The organism is Actinospica acidithermotolerans, from assembly GCF_018139625.1.
In the GTDB taxonomy this organism is placed as follows: Bacteria; Actinomycetota; Actinomycetes; order Streptomycetales; family Catenulisporaceae; genus Actinospica; species Actinospica acidithermotolerans.
This window is the reverse complement of record NZ_JAGSOH010000074.1, coordinates 1-17,347: the sequence shown is the minus strand read 5'-3', so window position 1 is coordinate 17,347 and position 17,347 is coordinate 1. Positions and strand designations below refer to the sequence as shown.

Annotated in this window: 18 protein-coding genes and 1 riboswitch; of the genes, 11 read left to right on the top strand and 7 right to left on the bottom strand. The window is 72.1% G+C overall.

Going from position 1 to position 17,347, the window contains the following annotated elements; all coding sequences use genetic code 11:
• Positions 1 to 38: 38 nt before the first annotated feature.
• A complete protein-coding gene (locus KDK95_RS22415) occupies positions 39 to 932 on the top strand; it encodes an SDR family oxidoreductase (RefSeq protein WP_212520217.1) in 894 nt (297 codons plus the stop codon).
• Positions 933 to 992: 60 nt separating this feature from the next.
• Here the strand turns inward: KDK95_RS22415 and KDK95_RS22410 are convergent, their stop codons facing one another.
• Positions 993 to 1,139, bottom strand: coding sequence for a hypothetical protein (locus KDK95_RS22410; RefSeq protein WP_212520216.1), 147 nt, complete (start codon positions 1,137 to 1,139; stop codon positions 993 to 995).
• A gap of 78 nt (positions 1,140 to 1,217) precedes the next feature.
• Here KDK95_RS22410 and KDK95_RS37460 point away from each other — a divergent pair, with 78 nt between their 5' ends.
• Positions 1,218 to 1,859: a DUF3887 domain-containing protein gene (locus KDK95_RS37460; RefSeq protein WP_212520215.1), complete on the top strand. Its 642-nt coding sequence runs from the start codon at positions 1,218 to 1,220 to the stop codon at positions 1,857 to 1,859.
• A gap of 37 nt (positions 1,860 to 1,896) precedes the next feature.
• Here the strand turns inward: KDK95_RS37460 and KDK95_RS22400 are convergent, their stop codons facing one another.
• A complete protein-coding gene (locus tag KDK95_RS22400; protein ID WP_212520214.1) occupies positions 1,897 to 2,682 on the bottom strand; it encodes an SDR family NAD(P)-dependent oxidoreductase in 786 nt (261 codons plus the stop codon).
• A 233-nt stretch (positions 2,683 to 2,915) separates the two neighbouring features.
• Between KDK95_RS22400 and KDK95_RS22395 the strand changes: the two genes are divergently transcribed.
• Positions 2,916 to 4,097 (top strand): globin domain-containing protein, encoded by a 1,182-nt coding sequence (locus KDK95_RS22395; RefSeq protein WP_212520213.1) that lies wholly within the window; start codon positions 2,916 to 2,918, stop codon positions 4,095 to 4,097.
• Between the two features lie 51 nt (positions 4,098 to 4,148).
• Here the strand turns inward: KDK95_RS22395 and KDK95_RS22390 are convergent, their stop codons facing one another.
• Positions 4,149 to 5,225 (bottom strand): 2Fe-2S iron-sulfur cluster-binding protein, encoded by a 1,077-nt coding sequence (locus KDK95_RS22390; RefSeq protein ID WP_212520212.1) that lies wholly within the window; start codon positions 5,223 to 5,225, stop codon positions 4,149 to 4,151.
• A gap of 133 nt (positions 5,226 to 5,358) precedes the next feature.
• The gene (gene paaC, locus KDK95_RS22385; protein WP_307844567.1) at positions 5,359 to 6,147 is read right to left on the bottom strand and encodes a 1,2-phenylacetyl-CoA epoxidase subunit PaaC; all 789 of its coding nucleotides are present in this window, start codon (positions 6,145 to 6,147) and stop codon (positions 5,359 to 5,361) included.
• 332 nt (positions 6,148 to 6,479) lie between these two features.
• Between paaC and KDK95_RS22380 the strand changes: the two genes are divergently transcribed.
• From KDK95_RS22380 to KDK95_RS22370, 3 genes are read left to right on the top strand one after another with little or no spacing between them, the layout of a single operon-like run.
• Complete coding sequence (locus KDK95_RS22380; protein ID WP_212520211.1) at positions 6,480 to 7,157, top strand: DUF4232 domain-containing protein; 678 nt, start codon at positions 6,480 to 6,482, stop codon at positions 7,155 to 7,157.
• Positions 7,158 to 7,193: 36 nt separating this feature from the next.
• A complete protein-coding gene (hisN, locus tag KDK95_RS22375; RefSeq protein ID WP_212520210.1) occupies positions 7,194 to 7,997 on the top strand; it encodes a histidinol-phosphatase in 804 nt (267 codons plus the stop codon).
• Between the two features lies 1 nt (position 7,998).
• Positions 7,999 to 8,721 (top strand): DedA family protein, encoded by a 723-nt coding sequence (locus KDK95_RS22370; RefSeq protein WP_212520209.1) that lies wholly within the window; start codon positions 7,999 to 8,001, stop codon positions 8,719 to 8,721.
• On the opposite strand, the gene KDK95_RS22365 is transcribed toward KDK95_RS22370, so the two are convergent.
• Complete coding sequence (locus KDK95_RS22365) at positions 8,625 to 9,575, bottom strand: DMT family protein (RefSeq protein ID WP_212520208.1); 951 nt, start codon at positions 9,573 to 9,575, stop codon at positions 8,625 to 8,627. The two genes, KDK95_RS22370 and KDK95_RS22365, sit on opposite strands and share 97 nt — an antisense overlap.
• Positions 9,576 to 9,884: 309 nt before the next feature.
• Here KDK95_RS22365 and KDK95_RS22360 point away from each other — a divergent pair, with 309 nt between their 5' ends.
• A complete protein-coding gene (locus tag KDK95_RS22360) occupies positions 9,885 to 10,694 on the top strand; it encodes a maleylpyruvate isomerase family mycothiol-dependent enzyme (protein WP_212520207.1) in 810 nt (269 codons plus the stop codon).
• Here the strand turns inward: KDK95_RS22360 and KDK95_RS22355 are convergent.
• On the bottom strand, positions 10,635 to 11,291 hold the full coding sequence (locus tag KDK95_RS22355; protein ID WP_212520206.1) for a hypothetical protein: 657 nt from the start codon (positions 11,289 to 11,291) through the stop codon (positions 10,635 to 10,637). The genes KDK95_RS22360 and KDK95_RS22355 overlap by 60 nt on opposite strands.
• A gap of 202 nt (positions 11,292 to 11,493) precedes the next feature.
• Between KDK95_RS22355 and KDK95_RS22350 the strand changes: the two genes are divergently transcribed.
• The 3 genes from KDK95_RS22350 (at position 11,494) to KDK95_RS22340 (ending at position 14,620) form a co-directional block, all read left to right on the top strand.
• Positions 11,494 to 12,831, top strand: a complete 1,338-nt coding sequence (locus KDK95_RS22350; protein ID WP_212520205.1) for a M16 family metallopeptidase — start codon at positions 11,494 to 11,496, stop codon at positions 12,829 to 12,831.
• Between the two features lies 1 nt (position 12,832).
• Positions 12,833 to 14,197, top strand: coding sequence for a M16 family metallopeptidase (locus tag KDK95_RS22345; RefSeq protein ID WP_212520204.1), 1,365 nt, complete (start codon positions 12,833 to 12,835; stop codon positions 14,195 to 14,197).
• A 126-nt stretch (positions 14,198 to 14,323) separates the two neighbouring features.
• Positions 14,324 to 14,620: a DUF3303 family protein gene (locus KDK95_RS22340; RefSeq protein WP_212520203.1), complete on the top strand. Its 297-nt coding sequence runs from the start codon at positions 14,324 to 14,326 to the stop codon at positions 14,618 to 14,620.
• Here KDK95_RS22340 and KDK95_RS22335 read toward each other — a convergent pair.
• On the bottom strand, positions 14,577 to 15,674 hold the full coding sequence (locus KDK95_RS22335) for a GNAT family N-acetyltransferase (protein ID WP_212520202.1): 1,098 nt from the start codon (positions 15,672 to 15,674) through the stop codon (positions 14,577 to 14,579). The genes KDK95_RS22340 and KDK95_RS22335 overlap by 44 nt on opposite strands.
• A gap of 160 nt (positions 15,675 to 15,834) precedes the next feature.
• Positions 15,835 to 15,947, top strand: a riboswitch (SAM riboswitch).
• A gap of 110 nt (positions 15,948 to 16,057) precedes the next feature.
• On the opposite strand from KDK95_RS22335, the gene KDK95_RS22330 reads away from it, so the two are divergent.
• A partial coding sequence (locus KDK95_RS22330; protein WP_212520201.1) for an aminotransferase class V-fold PLP-dependent enzyme occupies positions 16,058 to 17,347 on the top strand: 1,290 nt, incomplete at its 3' end.

Here is a 17,347-nt window from a genome sequence, read left to right as displayed (position 1 = left end):
AAGGAGTAACCGGAGGACCTTACCGAGGGAAGAGAATCATGCGCGTATTCGTCACCGGAGCGACCGGCTTCATCGGCTCCGCCGTCGTCCGCGACCTGCTCGACGCGGGACACCAGGTCGTCGGCCTGGCCCGCTCCGACGAGGGCGCCGCCTCACTCGCCGCGACCGGGGCCGAGGTGCGGCGCGGCACGCTGCACGATCTCGATGTCCTGCGTTCCGAGGCGGACGCGGCGGACGGCGTGATCCACACCGCGTTCATCCACGACTTCGCCGACTTCGACGCGTCCTGCGAGACCGACCGGCTGGTCATCGAGGCCTTCGGCGAGACGATGGCCGGCTCCGACAAACCGCTCGTCGTCGCGGCCGGGACCGCGCTGATCCGGGACCACGTGCTGCTCACCGAGGACGTGCCCGCGCCGATCCCGCCGCTCTATCCCCGCGTCTCCGAGCAGACCGCGATCATCTTCGCGAAGCGGGGCGTGCGCGCCTCGGCGATCCGGATCGCGCCGAGCGCGCACGGCGAGGGCGACAAGGGCTTCGTCCCGCTGCTGATCGGCCTCGCACGGGAGAAGGGCTACGCCGCCTACCCCGGCGAGGGCAAGAACGTGTGGCCCGCCGTCCACCGCCTCGACGTCGCGCGCCTGTTCCGCCTCGCCCTCGAATCCGCCCCGGCCGGAAGCACCCTGCACGCCGCCGCCGAGCAGGGCGTCGAGTTCCGCCGCATCGCCGAGGCCATCGGCGCCGGCCTCGACGTGCCGGTCAGGTCCGTCGCGGGCGCCGAGATCCCGGCCTACTTCGGCGGCTTCACCGGCTTCGCGCAGATCGACAACCCCACGTCCAGCACGCTCACCCGCGAGCGCTACGGCTGGGATCCCCAGCAGCCTGGCCTCATCGAGGACATCGAGCGCGCCGGCTACTTCACGCAGAAGTAGCGGCCTGCTCAGTCGCAGTGGTCTCTCTGTCGCAGCGGCCCGTTCAGTCGTAGCGGTCTCTCAGTCGAGCCTGATCAGCCGGTACCGCCTCCACCTGCCGTCCACCGGGCAGCGCCCGTACTTCCACAGGCCGAGGTGGATGGTGAGCAGGCCCTGCAACCAGGTCCGCTGGAACCGGTGGCCGTCCGTGCATCGGTACTCGAACACGTCAGTCCCCTCGTGTCGCGATTCCCTCTCGTGTCAAGGTAGCCTTTACAGGCAGAGCTGTAAAGGCTACCTTGACACGTGGAGGCGACATCGGCGATGACCAGGGACGGCGGCACCGACGAGGCGATGGCCGCGGCGGTCGGGGATGCGGCTGCCGCGCTGGGTGACGCGCTGCGGCACGGCGACGAGCGGCACGTGCCGGCGGAGCTGAACACGGTGCGGCTGGCGGCCCGGCTGCGGGCGGTGGCGGACGCCGCGCTGCAGCTCAGCGTCGACCGGGCCCGGGCAGTCGGGCACACCTGGCAGGAGATCGGCGACGCCCTCGGCACCAGCCGTCAGGCCGCGTTCCAGCGATTCGGCAAACCGGTCCATCCCCGAACAGGAGCCCCGATGACCGTGAATCCGCTGCCCGACGCCGGACGGCTCGCCCTCGAGGTGCTCGAGGCGTGGATGTCAGGGCGCGACGACGAGCTCATCGCGAAGTTCGACGACACGATGCGCGCGCAGCTGCCGCCCGACAAGCTCGCGCAGACCTGGCCGCAGCTGACCTCGCTGGTCGGCGCCTACGAGAGTTGCGGCGACCCGGTCGCGCGGCCGTTCGGCGAGCACACGATCGTGAATGTGCCGCTGGAGTTCGAGGGCGGTCCGATGACCGGGCGCGTCGTGTTCGACGCCGACGGGCGCATCGCCGGGCTCTTCGTACTGCGGCCCGGAGTCTGACGGCACCACGCCCCGGGGACGCGCCGGGCGCGCCCGCCTACCAGCGCTTGGACACGCCGCGACCGACGCGCGTGCTCAAGCGCCGCGGGACCACCTTGCTCGCGCCCACCAGGGCCTTGTACTTGATGCTCGGGACGCTCACCGTCAGGCCCTTGCGGAGATCGTCGATCGCGGCGTCGACGACGTCGGGGGCGTTGAGCCACATCCAGCTCGGGATCTCGTTGGGGTCGACCTCGGCGCGGTCGTGGAACTCGGTATGGGTGAAGCCGGGGCACAGGGCCATGCAGCGCACGCCGGTTCCGTTCAGCTCGGCGGCCACGGACTCGCTGAAGCTGACGACCCAGGCCTTCGACGCGCTGTAGGTGCCGCGCGGGACGAACGCCGCCACCGAGGCGACGTTGATCACCGAACCCTTGCCGCGCAGCACCATGCCGGGCAGGGCCGCGTGGGTGAGGCGCAGCACCGCGCGGATGTGCACGTCGATCAGGCGCTCCTCGTCGTCGAGGCTGCCGGAGCGGAACGAGTGGCCGAGGCCGAAGCCCGCGTTGTTGACGAGGATGTCGACCGGCCGGTCCTTCTCGCCGAGCCGTTCCTCCACCAGCGCCCGGCCCTCGACCGTGGCGAGGTCCGCGCTGAGCGTCTCCACCCGGACGGGGCCGTGCTTCCGCTCCTCGCCGGCCTCGCCGCGCAGCTCGGCGGCCGCCTCGTCGAGCCGTTCCTGGTTCCGGGCGACGAGGACGAGGTCGTAGCCGAGCGCGGCGAACTTGTCGGCGAACGCGCGCCCGATGCCCGCCGTGCCGCCGGTGATGAGAGCGGTAGTCATGCCGCCGATCCTTGCACCGCGGACCGGTCGCGTCGAGTGACGTCGCTCACGCCCGGGTCACCCTGAGTCATCGTCATACGCCCGTTCGGTCGCGGATCGAGCCTGGCGCGGACCAGCGAATTCACCCGAACGCACCACGCGTAGCAGCCGAATGACCTAGCGTGAGGACTAACTCATCCCGACGGCCTGCCGCCGGGCGGAGCCCAAGCAACCGACCACGAGGGGACCCCCGGATGCCGACGCCCTTCGATCCCCGCCTCATTCAGGAGTCGTTCGCGCTGGTCGAGGCCGAGGCGGACAAGCTGGCGAGCCACTTCTACGCGCTGCTGTTCCTCGAGGACCCGTCGCTGCGGGACCTGTTCCCCCCGATGATGGACGCGCACCGGGACCGGCTGATCACGGCGCTGGTCACGCTGGTGCACCGGGCGCACGACACGGAGGCGCTCGAGGAGTACGTGCGCCAGCTCGGCCGCGACCACCGGCGTTTCGGCGTACGGCCCGAGCACTACGGCGTCGTCGGCCAGTGCCTGCTGAGCACCCTGCGCAGGTTCGCCGGGCCGCGCTGGACGGCCGAGATGGACGGCTGCTGGTGCGCCGCGTTCCAGCGTGTCGCGGGGCTGATGGTGGAGGCGGCGAACGAGGCGGCGTTGACCGCTCCGCCCTGGTGGACCGCCCGCGTCGTCGGGCACGCGCGGCCGAACGGGTCGACGGCGATCGTCACGCTGGAGCCGGATTCGCCGTACCCGTACAAGGCCGGGCAGTACGCTTCGGTGGAGACGATGCGCTGGCCGCGGGTGTGGCGGTCGTATTCGATCGCGAACGCGCCGGCGCCCGACGGGCTGCTCTCCCTGCACGTCAAGGCGATCGACGCGGGCTGGGTCTCTTCCGCGCTTGTGCATCACACATACCTCGGCGACACCGTGCGCCTGGGGCCTCCTGTCGGCACCATGGTCTGCGACCCGCGTTCGCAGCGTGACATCCTGCTCGTCGGCGGCGGCACCGGCCTCGCACCCATGGTCGCGCTGGCCGAGGAGTTGAGCCGTTGGAATGACCGCCGACGGGTGCACCTCTACTTCGGCGTACGCCGAGCGGAGGATTTGTATGCCATGGACAAGCTCTCCATGCTCGTCCGCCGCGATCCGTGCCTGCGCGTCGTCCCCTGCGTATCCGACGACTACCGCTTCCGCGGCGAGCGCGGCACGCTGGCGGATGTGCTGCGGCGTCAGGCGCTGGAGCACGACAACTGGACCCGGCACGACGTCTTCCTCGCCGGCCCCGGGCCCATGGTGGCCGGCACCGTGGGTCCGCTGCTCGAACTCGGTGTGGACGAGCGGCGTATCCGCTTCGATTCCTTCGACCGGCAGTCCGGCGTGATCCTCGACGTGCGACGGCTGGCCCTGGCGCAGTCGGCGTGACCGGGCGTCGGAACCAGTCGGGCCTCGGCCCTGATCAGGCGCCGGAATCGATCAGGCGTCGAAGTCGAGGTCGACGACGCCGGTCGTCGGCAGCGACTGGCAGGTCAGAACGAAGCCGGCGGCCTTCTCGGCGTCCTCCAGCGCGTAGTCGTGGGTCATCTCGACGGCGCCGGCGGTGACCTTCGCTCGGCAGGTACCGCAGGCGCCCGCGGTACACGAGTACGGTGCGTCGGGTCGGTGACGCAGGACTGCGTCGAGGACGCAGACGTCGTCCGGGCGCATGGCGCAGACGGTGGTGCGGCCGGCGAGGGTGACGTTGAGGGTGGCCGTCGCGGTCTCGGCGGACCTGGCCTCGGGGTGCGGGGCGCGGCGCGGGCCGCTGTCGAAGAGCTCGAAGCGCACGCGCTCGGCGCCCATCCCGTGCAGCACGTCGCGCGCGGATTCGACCATGGCGGTCGGGCCGCAGAGGTAGTACGCGTCGTCCGCGGTGGCGTCGACCGCGGCGAGCAGGTCCGGCAGGCGTTCGGCGTCGATCCGGCCGCTGAGCAGCGGGATGCCGCGCTCCTCGCGGGACAGGACATGCAGCAGGTTCAGCCGCTCGCCGTAACGGTCCTTCAGGTCGGCGAGGTCCTCGAGAAACATGATCTCGGCCGTGGTCCGGTTGCCGAACACGATGCTGACGCGGCTGGCCGGATCGTGCGCGAGGCGGTCGGCGAGGATCGCGTAGACCGGCGTGATTCCGCTGCCCGCCACGATGGCGACGTGGTGCGTGCCCGGCTCGGGATACGCGTGGAAGCGGCCGGTGGGTGTGAGCGTGTCGAGGGTGTCGCCGACAGCCAGTTTCCGTACCGCGTAGTCGCCGAAGCCGCCGGGGACCGAGCGCTTGACCGCGATCTGCAGCGTGCGCGGGGCCTTCTCGCTCGGCGGGGCGCACAGCGAGTACGAGCGTCGCAGCTCGACGCCTTCGCCGTCCGGGCCCTGCGCCGAGAAGCGGATGGTCACGTGCTGGCCCGCGATGTAGCGGTACGCCTCCGCCAGCTCCTCGGGCACCTCGAGGATGATCCGCACCGCGTCGGGCGTGAGTGCTTCGAGTACGCCGACACGGAGCGGATGGAAGGCCAGGCTCATGCCCGCACCGCCGGGAACGGCTCGGGCCCGGCCGTCTCCGGGCCGGCGATCCGGGAGACGAGCCGGTGCGCCGGGGGGCGTGTGGAGCCGGCCGAGCCGGCGGAACCGGCAGTGCGGGCGTGGTGCATGACCGTCACCAGGTGACCCCGGGGTGCGCGCGGTGCACGGACTGCATCTCGGCGAGCAGGCGGCCCAGCGCCTCGGTGTGCAGCCCGCTCCGGCCGCCGCCGGGCCGCCAGGCCACGCTCGGCGAGGTGCCCAGCGTGGCCTCGGCGAGGATCGAGACGACCCGCTCCGTCCACGGGCCGTGGATCGCCTCCGGCTCGGGCACCAGGCCCTCGGCCGCGAGGGCGGTGACCAGTTCGTCGCCGGCGAACAGCTCGGCCGTGTACGGCCAGAGCTCGGCCAGCGCGGCGCCCGCCCGGTCGTGGCCCTCCTCGCCGCCGTCGCCGAGCCGCAGGGTCCACCCGGCGGCGTATTCGTAGTGGTAATCGACCTCGACGCAGGCCTTCTTGGCGAACGCGGCGAGTTCGTCGTCGGCCGACTCGCTCAGCGCCTCGTAGAGCCCGCGCTGATACGCGCTGAAGAGCAGCAGCCGCAGGATCGTGTGCGCGAAATCGCCGTTCGGCACTTCGACCAGCAGGCAGTTGCGATACTCGCGCTCGCCGCGCCGGTAGACGAGTTCGTCCTCTGTCAGGCCGCTGGAGCGGCCCGCGTAGCCGAGCAGGAACCTGGCCTGGCCGAGCTGGTCCAGCGCCACGTTCGCCAGCGCGGCCTCCTCCTCCAGGTCGGGGGCGCGGGTGAGCCACTCGGTGAGCCGGTGCGAGGCGATCAGCGCGTCGTCGCCGAGGCGGAGCACGTAGGCGTCCAGCGGCTTAAGCGTCCTGGCCAGCACCGTCAGGCCGCGCACACGTGTGTTCACAGGCCTCGCACCTCCCTAGGCAACTCATAGTAAGTCGGATGGCGGCAGTCCTAGTCCCGGGCCGGAGTGAAATAGGGCTCTTTTTCCCGGGTGCCGCTCGCGGAAACCGCCCCCGCCGGAACGATCCGGAGGAAGGCCGAAGGGCGTCGGGAGCGTCCGGCTCTAACCGACCGAACGTTCGGTTTAAGTGTTGCCGAGCCGACCTGGGCCGTCAACGGAGCCGCCGCGCGGAATGCTCCAACCGAATGACCGAAAGGGAGGTCTCTGCTTGTGGCCGGACGGGTACGGACCGTACGAGCGCAAGCCGTCTAGGGGTGGAAGGAAGCGGATCGATGAAGCAGGTCATATCGGCTCTGGGAGTGGCCGCGGGCACGCTGGTCCTCTGCACGGCGTGCGTCGGCGGCTCCTCCGGGGGCGGGAACGCGGCGAGTACCGCTTCGGGCTCGCACCCGGCGGCGACCGCGGGCACCGGCGGCGCCGGCACGGCGGCGGCCGCCTCGGCGACTCCGGCGAACGCCACCGGGACCGCGGGCGGGACCAGCACCGCCGGCAGCGGCAGCGGCGGCAGCGGCTCCTCCGGCGTCGCGACGTGCTCGGCGCGCTATCTCAACGGCTCGGTCAGCGGCGAGCAGGGGACGGCCGGATCGATCTACGTCGACATCGTCTTCAAGAATCTGAACAACGAACCGTGCACCATGTACGGCTACCCGGGCGTGTCCTTCGGCGCGGGGACCCCGGTGCAGCAGGTGGGCCAGCCCGCCGCCCGCAGCCCGCAGGTGACTCCCTCGCTGGTGACGCTGCAGCCGGGCGGCCACGCGTACGCGGTCCTGCAGATCGGCGACGCGGCCAACTGGCCTCCGACGACGTGCCAGCCCACGCCGACGACCTACCTGCAGGTCTATCCGCCGAACACCAGCAACCTGCTGTACATCGCCTTCGACTCGACGGCCTGCAAGGGCGACGTGGTGACCCTGCACGTGGAGGCGGTGCGGCCGGGCACCGGCAGCTGAGAGCGTCCCGGCGGCCGCAAACGGTAGTTTGGTGCTGTGACGGGATACGACGACGACCTCAGGCTCGCGCACGTGCTGGCGGATCAGGCTGATTCGCTCACGACGCAGCGCTTCAAGGCCCTCGACCTCAAGGTCGAGACCAAGCCCGACCTGACCCCGGTCAGCGACGCCGACCGGGCGGTGGAGGAACTGCTGCGGAGCGCGCTCGGCCGGTCCCGTCCGCGCGACTCGATGCTGGGCGAGGAGTTCGGCACCGTCGCGGGCCGCGCGGACGGCCGGCGCACCTGGATCGTCGATCCGATCGACGGCACCAAGAACTACGTGCGCGGGGTGCCGGTGTGGGCCACCCTGATCGCGCTGATGGAGGACGGCAGGCCCGTCGTCGGCGTGGTCTCGGCGCCCGCGCTGGGCCGCCGCTGGTGGGCCTCGGCCGGCGGCGGCGCCTACACCGGCCGCTCGCTCTCGCAGGCCAGCCGGCTGCAGGTCTCGAAGGTCAGGGAGCTCAAGGACGCCTCCTTCGCCTACTCCTCGGTGATCTCCTGGGAGGAGTACGGCAAGCTCGACGGCTTCCTGGCGCTCTCCCGGGCGTGCTGGCGCACCCGCGCCTACGGGGACTTCTGGTCGCACATGCTGGTGGCCGAGGGGGCGGTGGACATCGCGGCTGAGCCGGAGCTGTCCCTGTGGGACGTGGCCGCGCCCGCGATCATCGTGACCGAGGCGGGGGGCCGGTTCAGCGCCGTGGACGGGGACCCCTCGCCCTCGGCCGGTTCCGGGATGACGTCGAACGGGCTGCTGCACGAGGCGCTGCTGGCGTATCTCGGCGAGGACACGGGGGACTGACGTGCTCAACGTGATCATCAACCACCTGCTGATCTTCAGCGGCTGGTCCGCGCTGGCGCTGGTCTTCCTGCTGCCGGCCCTGGAGTCCTCGGTCTTCCTGGGATTCGTGGTACCGGGCGAGACCGCGGTCGTGGTGGGCGGATTCCTCGCCTACGAGCACCGGGTCTCGCTGCCCGGCGTGCTCGCGGCGGCGATCCTGGGCGCGATCGTCGGCGACTCGATCGGCTTCTGGGTCGGCGGGCGCTGGGGCGACTCGCTGCTCGCGCGGCTGCCGAAGCGGCTGGTCAAGCCGGAGCACGTGGAGCAGGGCAAGCAGACCATCCACCGGCTCGGCGGCCGCGCGGTCTTCTCCGGCCGCTGGGTCTCGGTGCTGCGCGCGCTGGTGCCCGGGCTGTGCGGGACGAGCCGGATGAAGTACGGCACGTTCCTGCTGTGGAACGCGATCGGCGGGGTCACCTGGGCCACCGCGTACATCCTGGTCGGCTACCTGGCGGGCTCGGCCTGGCAGCGGGTCGAGCACTACACCTCGGTGGTCAGCTACTCGCTGCTCGGGGCCATCGCCGCCGCGATCGCGGCGGTCGTCCTGGTCAGGCGCCGCAGGCAGCGGGCCAGGGACCGGGAGACGCTTCAGGAGATGGCCGTGGACGAGGCCGAGGCCGGGCCGGCGGAGCCGGGCGGTGCGGTGCCCGCGCCGTCCTCCGCGTCCCGCTCGTCAGAGGTCTGATCCAATAGGACGGCGTCCCCGTCCGGCTCCTGCTCGGGGATCTCGGCGAAGCGCGCGAGGGCGAGCGCGCCGCCGACCGCGAGCAGGAAGCCGAAGACGCCCACCACGCCGTAGCCCGGGCGCGCGCTGTCGCCGAGCAGGGTCACGCCGATGAGCGCGGGCACGGCCGTCTCCCCCACCACCAGCGCGGCGGCGGTCGCGTTCACCGAGCCGCGCTGGAGCGCCGTGGTGAAGAACAGGAAGCCGGTGACCGAGGCGATCACCGCGGCGTACGCGGCCGGCTCGGTGACCAGCTTCGCCGGCTCGATCGAGGGCAGCACGCGCACCGCGATCCCGAAGACGCCGAACAGGAAGCCCGCCACCGTGCCGAGCAGGGCGGGGTGCGCGCTCTTGTAGACGTTGCCGAGCACCAGCGCGGTGACCGCCAGCAGCAGCGAGACGCCGAGCAGCGCCCAGCGTCCGGCGATCGTGAAGCTGCCGGAGCCCTCGGGACCGGCGGCGAAGCCGAGCAGCACGAGGCCGCCGACGACGGCCGCGACCGCGAGCTTGTCCTTGCTGGTCAAATGGATGTTCAGCAGCACGCTCGCGAACACCGCGGTGACCGCGAGGTTGGTGTTGACGATGCCCTGCACTTCGAAGAGCGGCAGCTGGCGCAGCGCCAAGAGGTTGAAGATCAGGCCCAGCGCGTCCATGGCCGTGCCGAGCAGGAACGGCAGCGAACCGAGCACGCGCATCAGCAGCCGCGGGTCCACTCCTTCGGTACCCTCGACGCGCCGGGCGCCCATCGCCTGGAAGACGGTGGCCACCCCGTAGCAGAGGCAGGCGATCAGAGCGCCCGCCAATCCCCAACTCACTTCAGACTCCCTCGCCGGGATTCCACCGATCTTCTTAAGGATCCAACTCTACCCAGGCGCGGCGCGGGGGGACCCCCGTCCGCATGATCTATCTCACGTGGCGTACCGGCCGCGGACCGGGCATGCTGAATCAACTCATCCGCGGAACGCATGGCTTCGCCCTGATCGGGGCAGAATCCAGCGATACCGCGTAATTTCACTCCCTCGGGTGGAGCGTTGTGCGAGAACGCTCTCCCACGCCTGAACCAGCCAGCTCGCCGCTTCCGCGTACCCGCGGACGGCCCCGTCATCCGTGAAGGAGTCCGACCGGTGCCCACCCTCGCCCCGTCGCCCGCCTGCCATGCCCTCGAAGCCCCCCGCGTACTGGACCTGATCAAGGCGGACGTGGCCCGGATCGCCGCGCTGGTCGCGGAGGCCGATCCCGGCCGCCCGGTCCCCTCCTGCCCGGACTGGACCCTGGCCGACCTGGTCGAGCACCTCGGCCGGATCCACCGCTGGGCCACCGCCATCGTCACCCGGCTCCCGCAGGAGCGGATCGAGCTGAGCGCGCAGGAGATCGGCTTCCCGAAGGACGCCTGGTCCGCCGCGCCCGATTGGGTCGCCGCGGGCGGCGCCGCGCTCGTGGAGGCGCTGGGCCGAGCCGACCTGGACGCGCCGTGCTACGCGTGGGGCGGCGACCAGCACGTGCGCTTCTGGCTGCGCCGGATGCTGCACGAGACGGCGATCCACCGGGTGGACGCCGAGCTGGCGGTCCTCGGCGAGGCGACCGCGCTGGAGCAGGCGGTGGCCGTGGACACCATCGACGAGTTCCTGGCCAACGTGCCGTACACCAAGCGCTTCCGCCCGGCGGTGCGCGAGCTGCACGGCGACGGCGAGACGATCCACCTGCACGCCACGGACCTGGACGAGAGCGAGCTGCCCGGCGAATGGCTGATCACGCTCGAGCCGCACGGCTTCCGCTGGTCGCACGCGCACGTCAAGGGCGCCGCCGCGGTGCGCGGCACGGCCTCGGACCTGGCGCTGTGGATCACCCAGCGCAAGGGCGGCGCCGAAGCCGGCCTAGAGCTGCTCGGCGAGGAGCCCCTGCTGGCCTACTGGAGCGCCAAGACCGCGCTCTGAGATCTGCCGGAGCACCGGGCCCGGATCCGCCGCCACGGCGGGTTCGGGCCCTGATGCGTTTCCGAGGCCCGCCGCCTCGGCGGCGGCGACCGGCGCGGCCGGGGGCTCGGCCGGGACCGCGGCGCCGGGGAAGCCGGCCGGCGGGACCACGCGGCCGGCCTGCACGGTGAACCCGGCGGCGACCAGGTACTCCTTCGTCTGCTCGAACAGGTCGGTGATCCGGCGGGAGACGTAGAAGCAGATCAGCGCGCACGGGATCTCGGCGAACGCGGCCATCAGGATCGATATCAGCTGGCCGCCGCGGTGCGTGGTGAGCACGTCGAACCAGGCGTCGATCAGCAGCATCGTGCCGGTCATCGCGGCGGTGACCGCGCCGCGCGGCGAGCGCCGGATCAGGTTGAAGGCCGTGCGCGCGAAGCCGAGAACCAGGAAGCAGTCGAAGCCGCCCCAGACGAGCTCCCAGCGCCGGGTCACGTCCACCGCGTCCGGCACCGTGAACATCAGCACGATCCACGGGATCAGCACCACGGCGCCGCCGAGGAAGAACACGACGACCCAGCGTGGCAGGATCCTGGAGGGGCCGAGGTCGAAATCCATGGCGCACTCTCCCCAAGTCGTCGTCCGGCGGGCTGTTGGTAAAGATCCCCGCTCCGTCACCGCAGCATGCATCCTGAACCTTCGGGCAAGCTGGGAAATTCCCGATGAAATCCTCAGCAGCCGCGCGCCCTTCGATCATCCGGCCCGCCCTGTATGTTGGGCATCAGGAGCGAGTGGATCTGAGACCCTGCCTGGAGGGCGCGTGGTGCGACAGCCGAGCGAAGGTACCGCCGAGAACCCCGCCGCGGACGGCGGCTTCCGCTGGCCGGTGCGGCAGTTCTCGCTGGACAACGGCCTGCGGGTGGTGGTGTGCGAGGACCGCACCTCGCCCATCGCGGGCGTGAACCTCTGGTACAACGTCGGCTCGCGGCACGAGCCGGCCGGCAAGCACGGCTTCGCGCACCTCTTCGAGCACCTGATGTTCCAGGGCTCGGCGCAGGTCGGCAAGACCGAGCATTTCAGTGTCCTGCAGGAGGTCGGCGGCAGCGCGATCAACGCCACCACCAGCGCGGACCGGACGAACTACTACCAGACCGTGCCGAGCGCGGCGCTGCCGACGGCGCTGTGGCTCGAGGCGGACCGGATGGGCAGCCTGGCGCTGACCCAGGAGAACCTGGACAACCAGCGCGAGGTCGTCAAGAACGAGCGGCGGCAGCGGTACGACAACGTGCCCTACGGCCGCTGGGCCGAGATCCTGCTCGCGCTCGCCTACCCCGAGGGCCATCCGTACCACCACTCGACGATCGGCTCGATGGCGGAGCTGGACAGCGCCGAGCAGTCCGACTTCACCGCCTTCTACGAGTCCTACTACTCCCCGGACAACGCGGTGCTGACCGTGGTCGGGGACGCGGACGAGGCGCAGGTGCGCGGGCTCGCCGAGGAGTACTTCGGCGCGCTGCCCGCCCGGCCGCGCCCGGCGGCCCCGTCGGTGGCCGCGCTGCCGGCCGGGATCGAGGGCCCGGTGCACGAGGTGGTCGTGGAGCCGGTGCCGCTGCCCCGCTTCTTCTTCGGCTTCCGGGCCACCCGGTTCGGCCGGCCCGGCGCGGCGGCCGACGAGGTGCTCGCCGCGGTCCTCGGCCGCGGGCGCGGCGCGCGGCTGTTCAGCGAGCTGGTCACCAAGCGCGAACTGGCCCAGGCCGAGGGTTCCTACCTGGCCTCCTGGCAGCTGGCCTGGCACGAGTCGATGCTCAGCGGCATGGTCACCCCGCGCCCCGGCGTGGACCCGGCCGAGCTGCTGGCGGCCTACTTCGAGGTCTGCGAGCAGGCGGCGAGCCTGGCTCCGACCGAGGCGGAGCTGGACCGCGCCCGCTCGATGCTGGAGGCGGACTGGGCGCGCGAGCTGTCCTCGGTCGGCTCCCGGGCCGACCAGCTGAGCCGGCACGCGGTGCTGTTCGGCGACGCGGACCGGGTGCGCGACCGGCTGCCCGAGCTGCTGAGCGTGACCGCCGAGGACGTGCGGGCCGCCGCCGAGCGAATCTTCACCCCGAACAACCGGGTCACCCTGGAGTACCGGGTTTCCACCGCGAGCGAAGGGAACTGACGTGACCTCACCCCGACTGGCCGCGCGTCCGACCGCGGCGGCCCAGCGGCCGTATGCCTTCCCCGAGGTGCGCAAGCTCGAACTGGCCGGCGGCCGGGTCGTCGCCGCGCACCTGCCCGGCCAGCCGCTCGCCTGGCTCGGCGTGATGCTCGGCGGCGGCGCGCTGGCCGAGCCGCTGCCGGCGGACGGCGCCGTGGCGCTGGACGGCCTGTCCCGGGCCACCGCGAGCCTGCTCGACGAGGGCACCGAGAACTACACGGCCGACGAGTTCGGCGCCGCGGTCGAGTCGCTCGGCGGGCGCTGGGGCGTGGACAGCGGCTGGCAGAGCACGAAGGTGACCATCGACCTGCCGGTCTCCCGCGCGGAGGCGGGCGTCGGCCTGCTCGCCGAGGCGGTGCGCCGGCCCGCGTTCCGCGACGTGGACACCCGCCGCTTCCTGAGCGACCTGGCCTCGGCCAAGCGCGAGCAGTTCGCCCGCCCCGGCGTGCGCGCGCAGCAGGCGCTGCGCAACGCCCTGTACGGCGAGCAGGCGCGCTTCGGCCGTCTCGCCGGCGGCACGCCGGAGAGCACCGCCGCGCTGACCGGCGACGCGGTGCGGGAGTTCCACGCGCGCTGGCTGCGCGGGCCCGGCGTGCTGCTGGTGGCCGGAGACCTGGACCTGCTGGACCTGGAGGCGCTGGCCGCCGCGGTGTTCGCGGACGCGGCGACCGGGGCCCCGGCCACGCCGGACGGCGGCGCCCCGCTGGCCGAGCGGCAGCGGCTGACGATCGCGGACCGTCCGGGCGCGGTGCAGTCGACGCTGCGCATCGGGCACCCGGTGCCGACCCGCAGGGAGCTGATGGCCGCGGGCGTGGACATCGTGGCGCTGCGCGTGGCCAGCACGATCCTCGGCGGCTCGTTCAGCTCCCGGTTGAACCACGAGCTGCGCGAGGTGAAGGGCTACACCTACGGCGCGCACTCGTCCTTCGACCTGGGTCGGCCGCAGGGCCTTTACTCAGCGAACACCGAGGTGCAGACGGACTCGACGGCTCCGGCCGTGGCCGACGCGCTGCGCATCATCAACGAGTTCTTCGACGGCGGCGCGACCGCGGCCGAGCTGGAGCTGACCCGCGCCTACCTGGCCGGCGCCACTCCGATCGGCCTGCAGAGCCCGGGCGCGGTCGGCGACCGGCTGATCGAGATGACGAGGCACGACCTGCCCGGCGACTACATCACCACCGAGCACGCCCGACTGCTCGAGGTCACCCTCGACGAGGTCAACGAGGCCGTGCGCGCGGTGCTGCGCCCGCAGGATCTCGTCGTGGCGGTCGAGGGCGACGAGTCGGCCTTCGGCACGGAGCTGGCGAAGGCGGTCCGGGAGGCGTAGCCGCTTTTCTCGGACCGCTCGGCCGCCTCTCGTGAGGCGAGCTAAGGATCCTCACCCGCATGATCCAGTCGGACGAGAATTACCCGCATACGGTTTGAAACTTCTCTCCGCGAGGCGGGTGACATCATGCGGGTACTGCTGACGGTCGAGATGGACACCGACAAGGCCAACGCCGCGATCCGCGACAACAAGCTGGGGCAGGTCATGGAGTCCACGCTGGCGGCGCTCAAGCCCGAGGCCGTGTACTTCGGCGCGCACAACGGCAAGCGCACCGGGTTCTTCGTGTTCGACCTCGCCGACCTCTCCGACATCCCGAGCATCGCCGAGCCCTTCTTCCAGGAGCTCGGCGCCGGGATCGACGTGATTCCGGTGATGGACTTCACCGAGGTCCAGAAGGGGCTGCAGAAGTACGCGGCCGGGTGATACCGCCGAGGGCCGGTTCGGTGCGCGGCGCGGGGACGGCGGCGGCCGTCCCCAGTGCCGCGCCGATCTGCTCGACGGAGGCCTCGAACAGGCCGATGTCCGCGTAGTGGGTGTACCCGACCTGCTCGTTGACCCGGTTCATCGACGCGTTGTCCGCGGCCGTGTTGGTGACGACCCTGCCGAGGCCGGGGATGTCCACGGTCAGCCAGCGCATCATCGCCGCCTTGACCACGCGGCCGAGCCCGAGCCCGCGGTGATCGGCGACGGCGGCCGTGTCCCGCTGCCAGCAGAGATCCACCCGGCCGGGTTCGAGGAGCATCCCGGTGACCGCGGCGACGGCTCCGCTCCGCTCGCACACGGCGACGACGAAGCGCGCGGACTCGCCCGCCGCCCGGATGTCCGCCTCGGACTGCCGGATCCGCTCGACCGTCCACTCCGGCTCGAGGAGCGAGGAATCGCCGTGCGGGGCGTCGGCGATCGCGTTGCGCGCCTGCGCGAAGGCCGCGACCAGGTCGTCCGGCGCGGCGTCGGTCCATCGCACGAGCCGGTAGCCCGCGGGCACCGGAACCTCCCACAGCGCCGGGTCAACGTCCGCGACGTGCAGCATCTGCCAGCGCCTGAGCTGCGTGTTCGCGAAGCCGACGGCGCGGGCCCAGTGCTCGCCGTCCGTACCGATCCGGACCTGCTCGTAGGCGAGCGTGGCCCGCCCCTCGGCACGCGCGTCCGCGGCGATCTCGCGCAGCAGCGCCGTGCCTATGCCGCGCCGGCGATGCGCCTCGTCGACGATGACGCGCGGGATCGCGGTCTCGAGCATGTGGCGGTCCGGATAGACGACGGTGCCGTAGCCGAGCAGCTCGCCGTCCTCCCACGCGGCCCAGACGCGCCGCGGGCCGAGATCGTAGTGCCGGCTCGCGCGCATGTTCGCGGCGTACCCCGGGAACGGCTGCGCCGGGAAGCCCGGGAACGTGCGCCGGCCGTCCGCCTCGAACAGCGCGTGGAAGCGGGCGAGGACGGAGTCGTCCGCGTCCGCGCCTAGGAAAGTCCTGATCTCCACCGAATCTCCGCTCTCGCCCCGTGACCTGCTCGTACGCCTGCCTGCCCGGCTCGGGTGCTCCCGCCCGCCCGGCTCAGACGATGGTAAACGGGTGAATCCGTCTTAGGAAGCGGACCACGGATGCGCGCGGCCGGGACCGCGTGCTAGCGTCTTCGATCAAGGTCATGAGTACCAGCGATAAGCCCCGGCTCGCTGGTCGGCAACCCTTCGTCCGCGATGGGGTGCCCCGGGTGAGGACCGGGCCGTGCGGAAGGCGTACGGCAAGCGCGGATTCGTCGACGTCTCCATACGCTCCGGTACGGCATGCGGTACGCCGTCACCGCGGCATAACGGTCGTCGCGTTTCCCTGAACCCTCCAGGGGCGAACTGCTATGACCGACACCATGACTGTCTTCGCAACGGCCGAATGCACTGATGCGCTGCTTCCGGTGGTGGGTGCCGACCTGCCGGTACCGCTGGTGACCGGCGGCTCGACTTCCTACGCGAACCTTGACTACGCCGCCTCCGCGCCCGCTCTGCGCGCGGTGGCCGACCACCTGGCGACCGCCCTGCCCTACTACGCCTCGGTGCACCGCGGGGCCGGCTACGCGTCGCAGGTGTCCACCGCGCTGCTGGAGAACGCCCGCGGCTGTGTCGGGCGTTTCCTCGGCGCCCGCGAGGACGACCTGGTCGTCTTCACCCGCAACACCACCGACGCCCTGAACCTGCTGGCGCACTGCGTGCCCGCCGGGGGCTCCGTCCTCTACCTCGACATCGAGCACCACGCCAACCTGCTGCCCTGGCAGCGCCGCGGCGACGCGGTCCTGGAGGCCGCGCCGACCCTCCGCGAGACGCTCGCCGCCGTCGAGGCCGCGCTGGCCGCCACGCCGACCGCGCTGCTCGCGGTGACCGGCGCCTCGAACGTGACCGGCCAGCTGCTCCCGATCAAGGAGCTCGCCCGGATCGCGCACCGCCACGGCGCCCGCATCGCGGTCGACGCGGCGCAGCTGGCCCCGCACCGCCGCGTCTCGCTGACCGACTCGGATGTCGACTACCTCGCGCTCTCCGGGCACAAGCTCTACGCGCCCTACGGCGCCGGCGTGCTCGTCGGCCGCGGTGACTGGCTGGACGCCGCCCCCGCCTACCTGGCCGGCGGCGGCGCCGTCCGCGAGGTAGCCACCGCCTCGACCGACTGGGCCACCGGCCCGGCCCGGCACGAGGGCGGCACCCCGAACGTCCTCGGCGCGGCGGCGCTCGCGCGGGCCTGCGAGGAACTCGCGTCCGTCGGCGGCGCGGCACTCGCCGAGCACGAGGACCGGCTGCGCACGCGGCTGCTGGCCGGCCTCGCGCAGTTTCCGGAGATCAGCGTGCTGAGCATCTGGGCTGACGGCGAGGGTTCGCCTTCGGGCGCCTCCGCCGCTTCTCCGCAATCCCCGGCTGCCGCCCCCGTCTCCTCCCCCGTCGATGCGATCGGCGTCGTCTCCTTCACCGTCGCCGGCTACCACGCGGGCTGGGTCGCCGCGTACCTGTCGGCCGAGCACGGCATCGGCGTGCGCGACGGCCGCTTCTGTGCGCACCCGCTCCTCGGCAGGCTCGGCCTCGCCGCCGACGGGGCGATCCGCGCGTCCTTCGGCGTGGGCTCGACCTCGGCCGACGTAGACCGGCTGCTCGCCGCCCTGCGCACGCTGCTGACC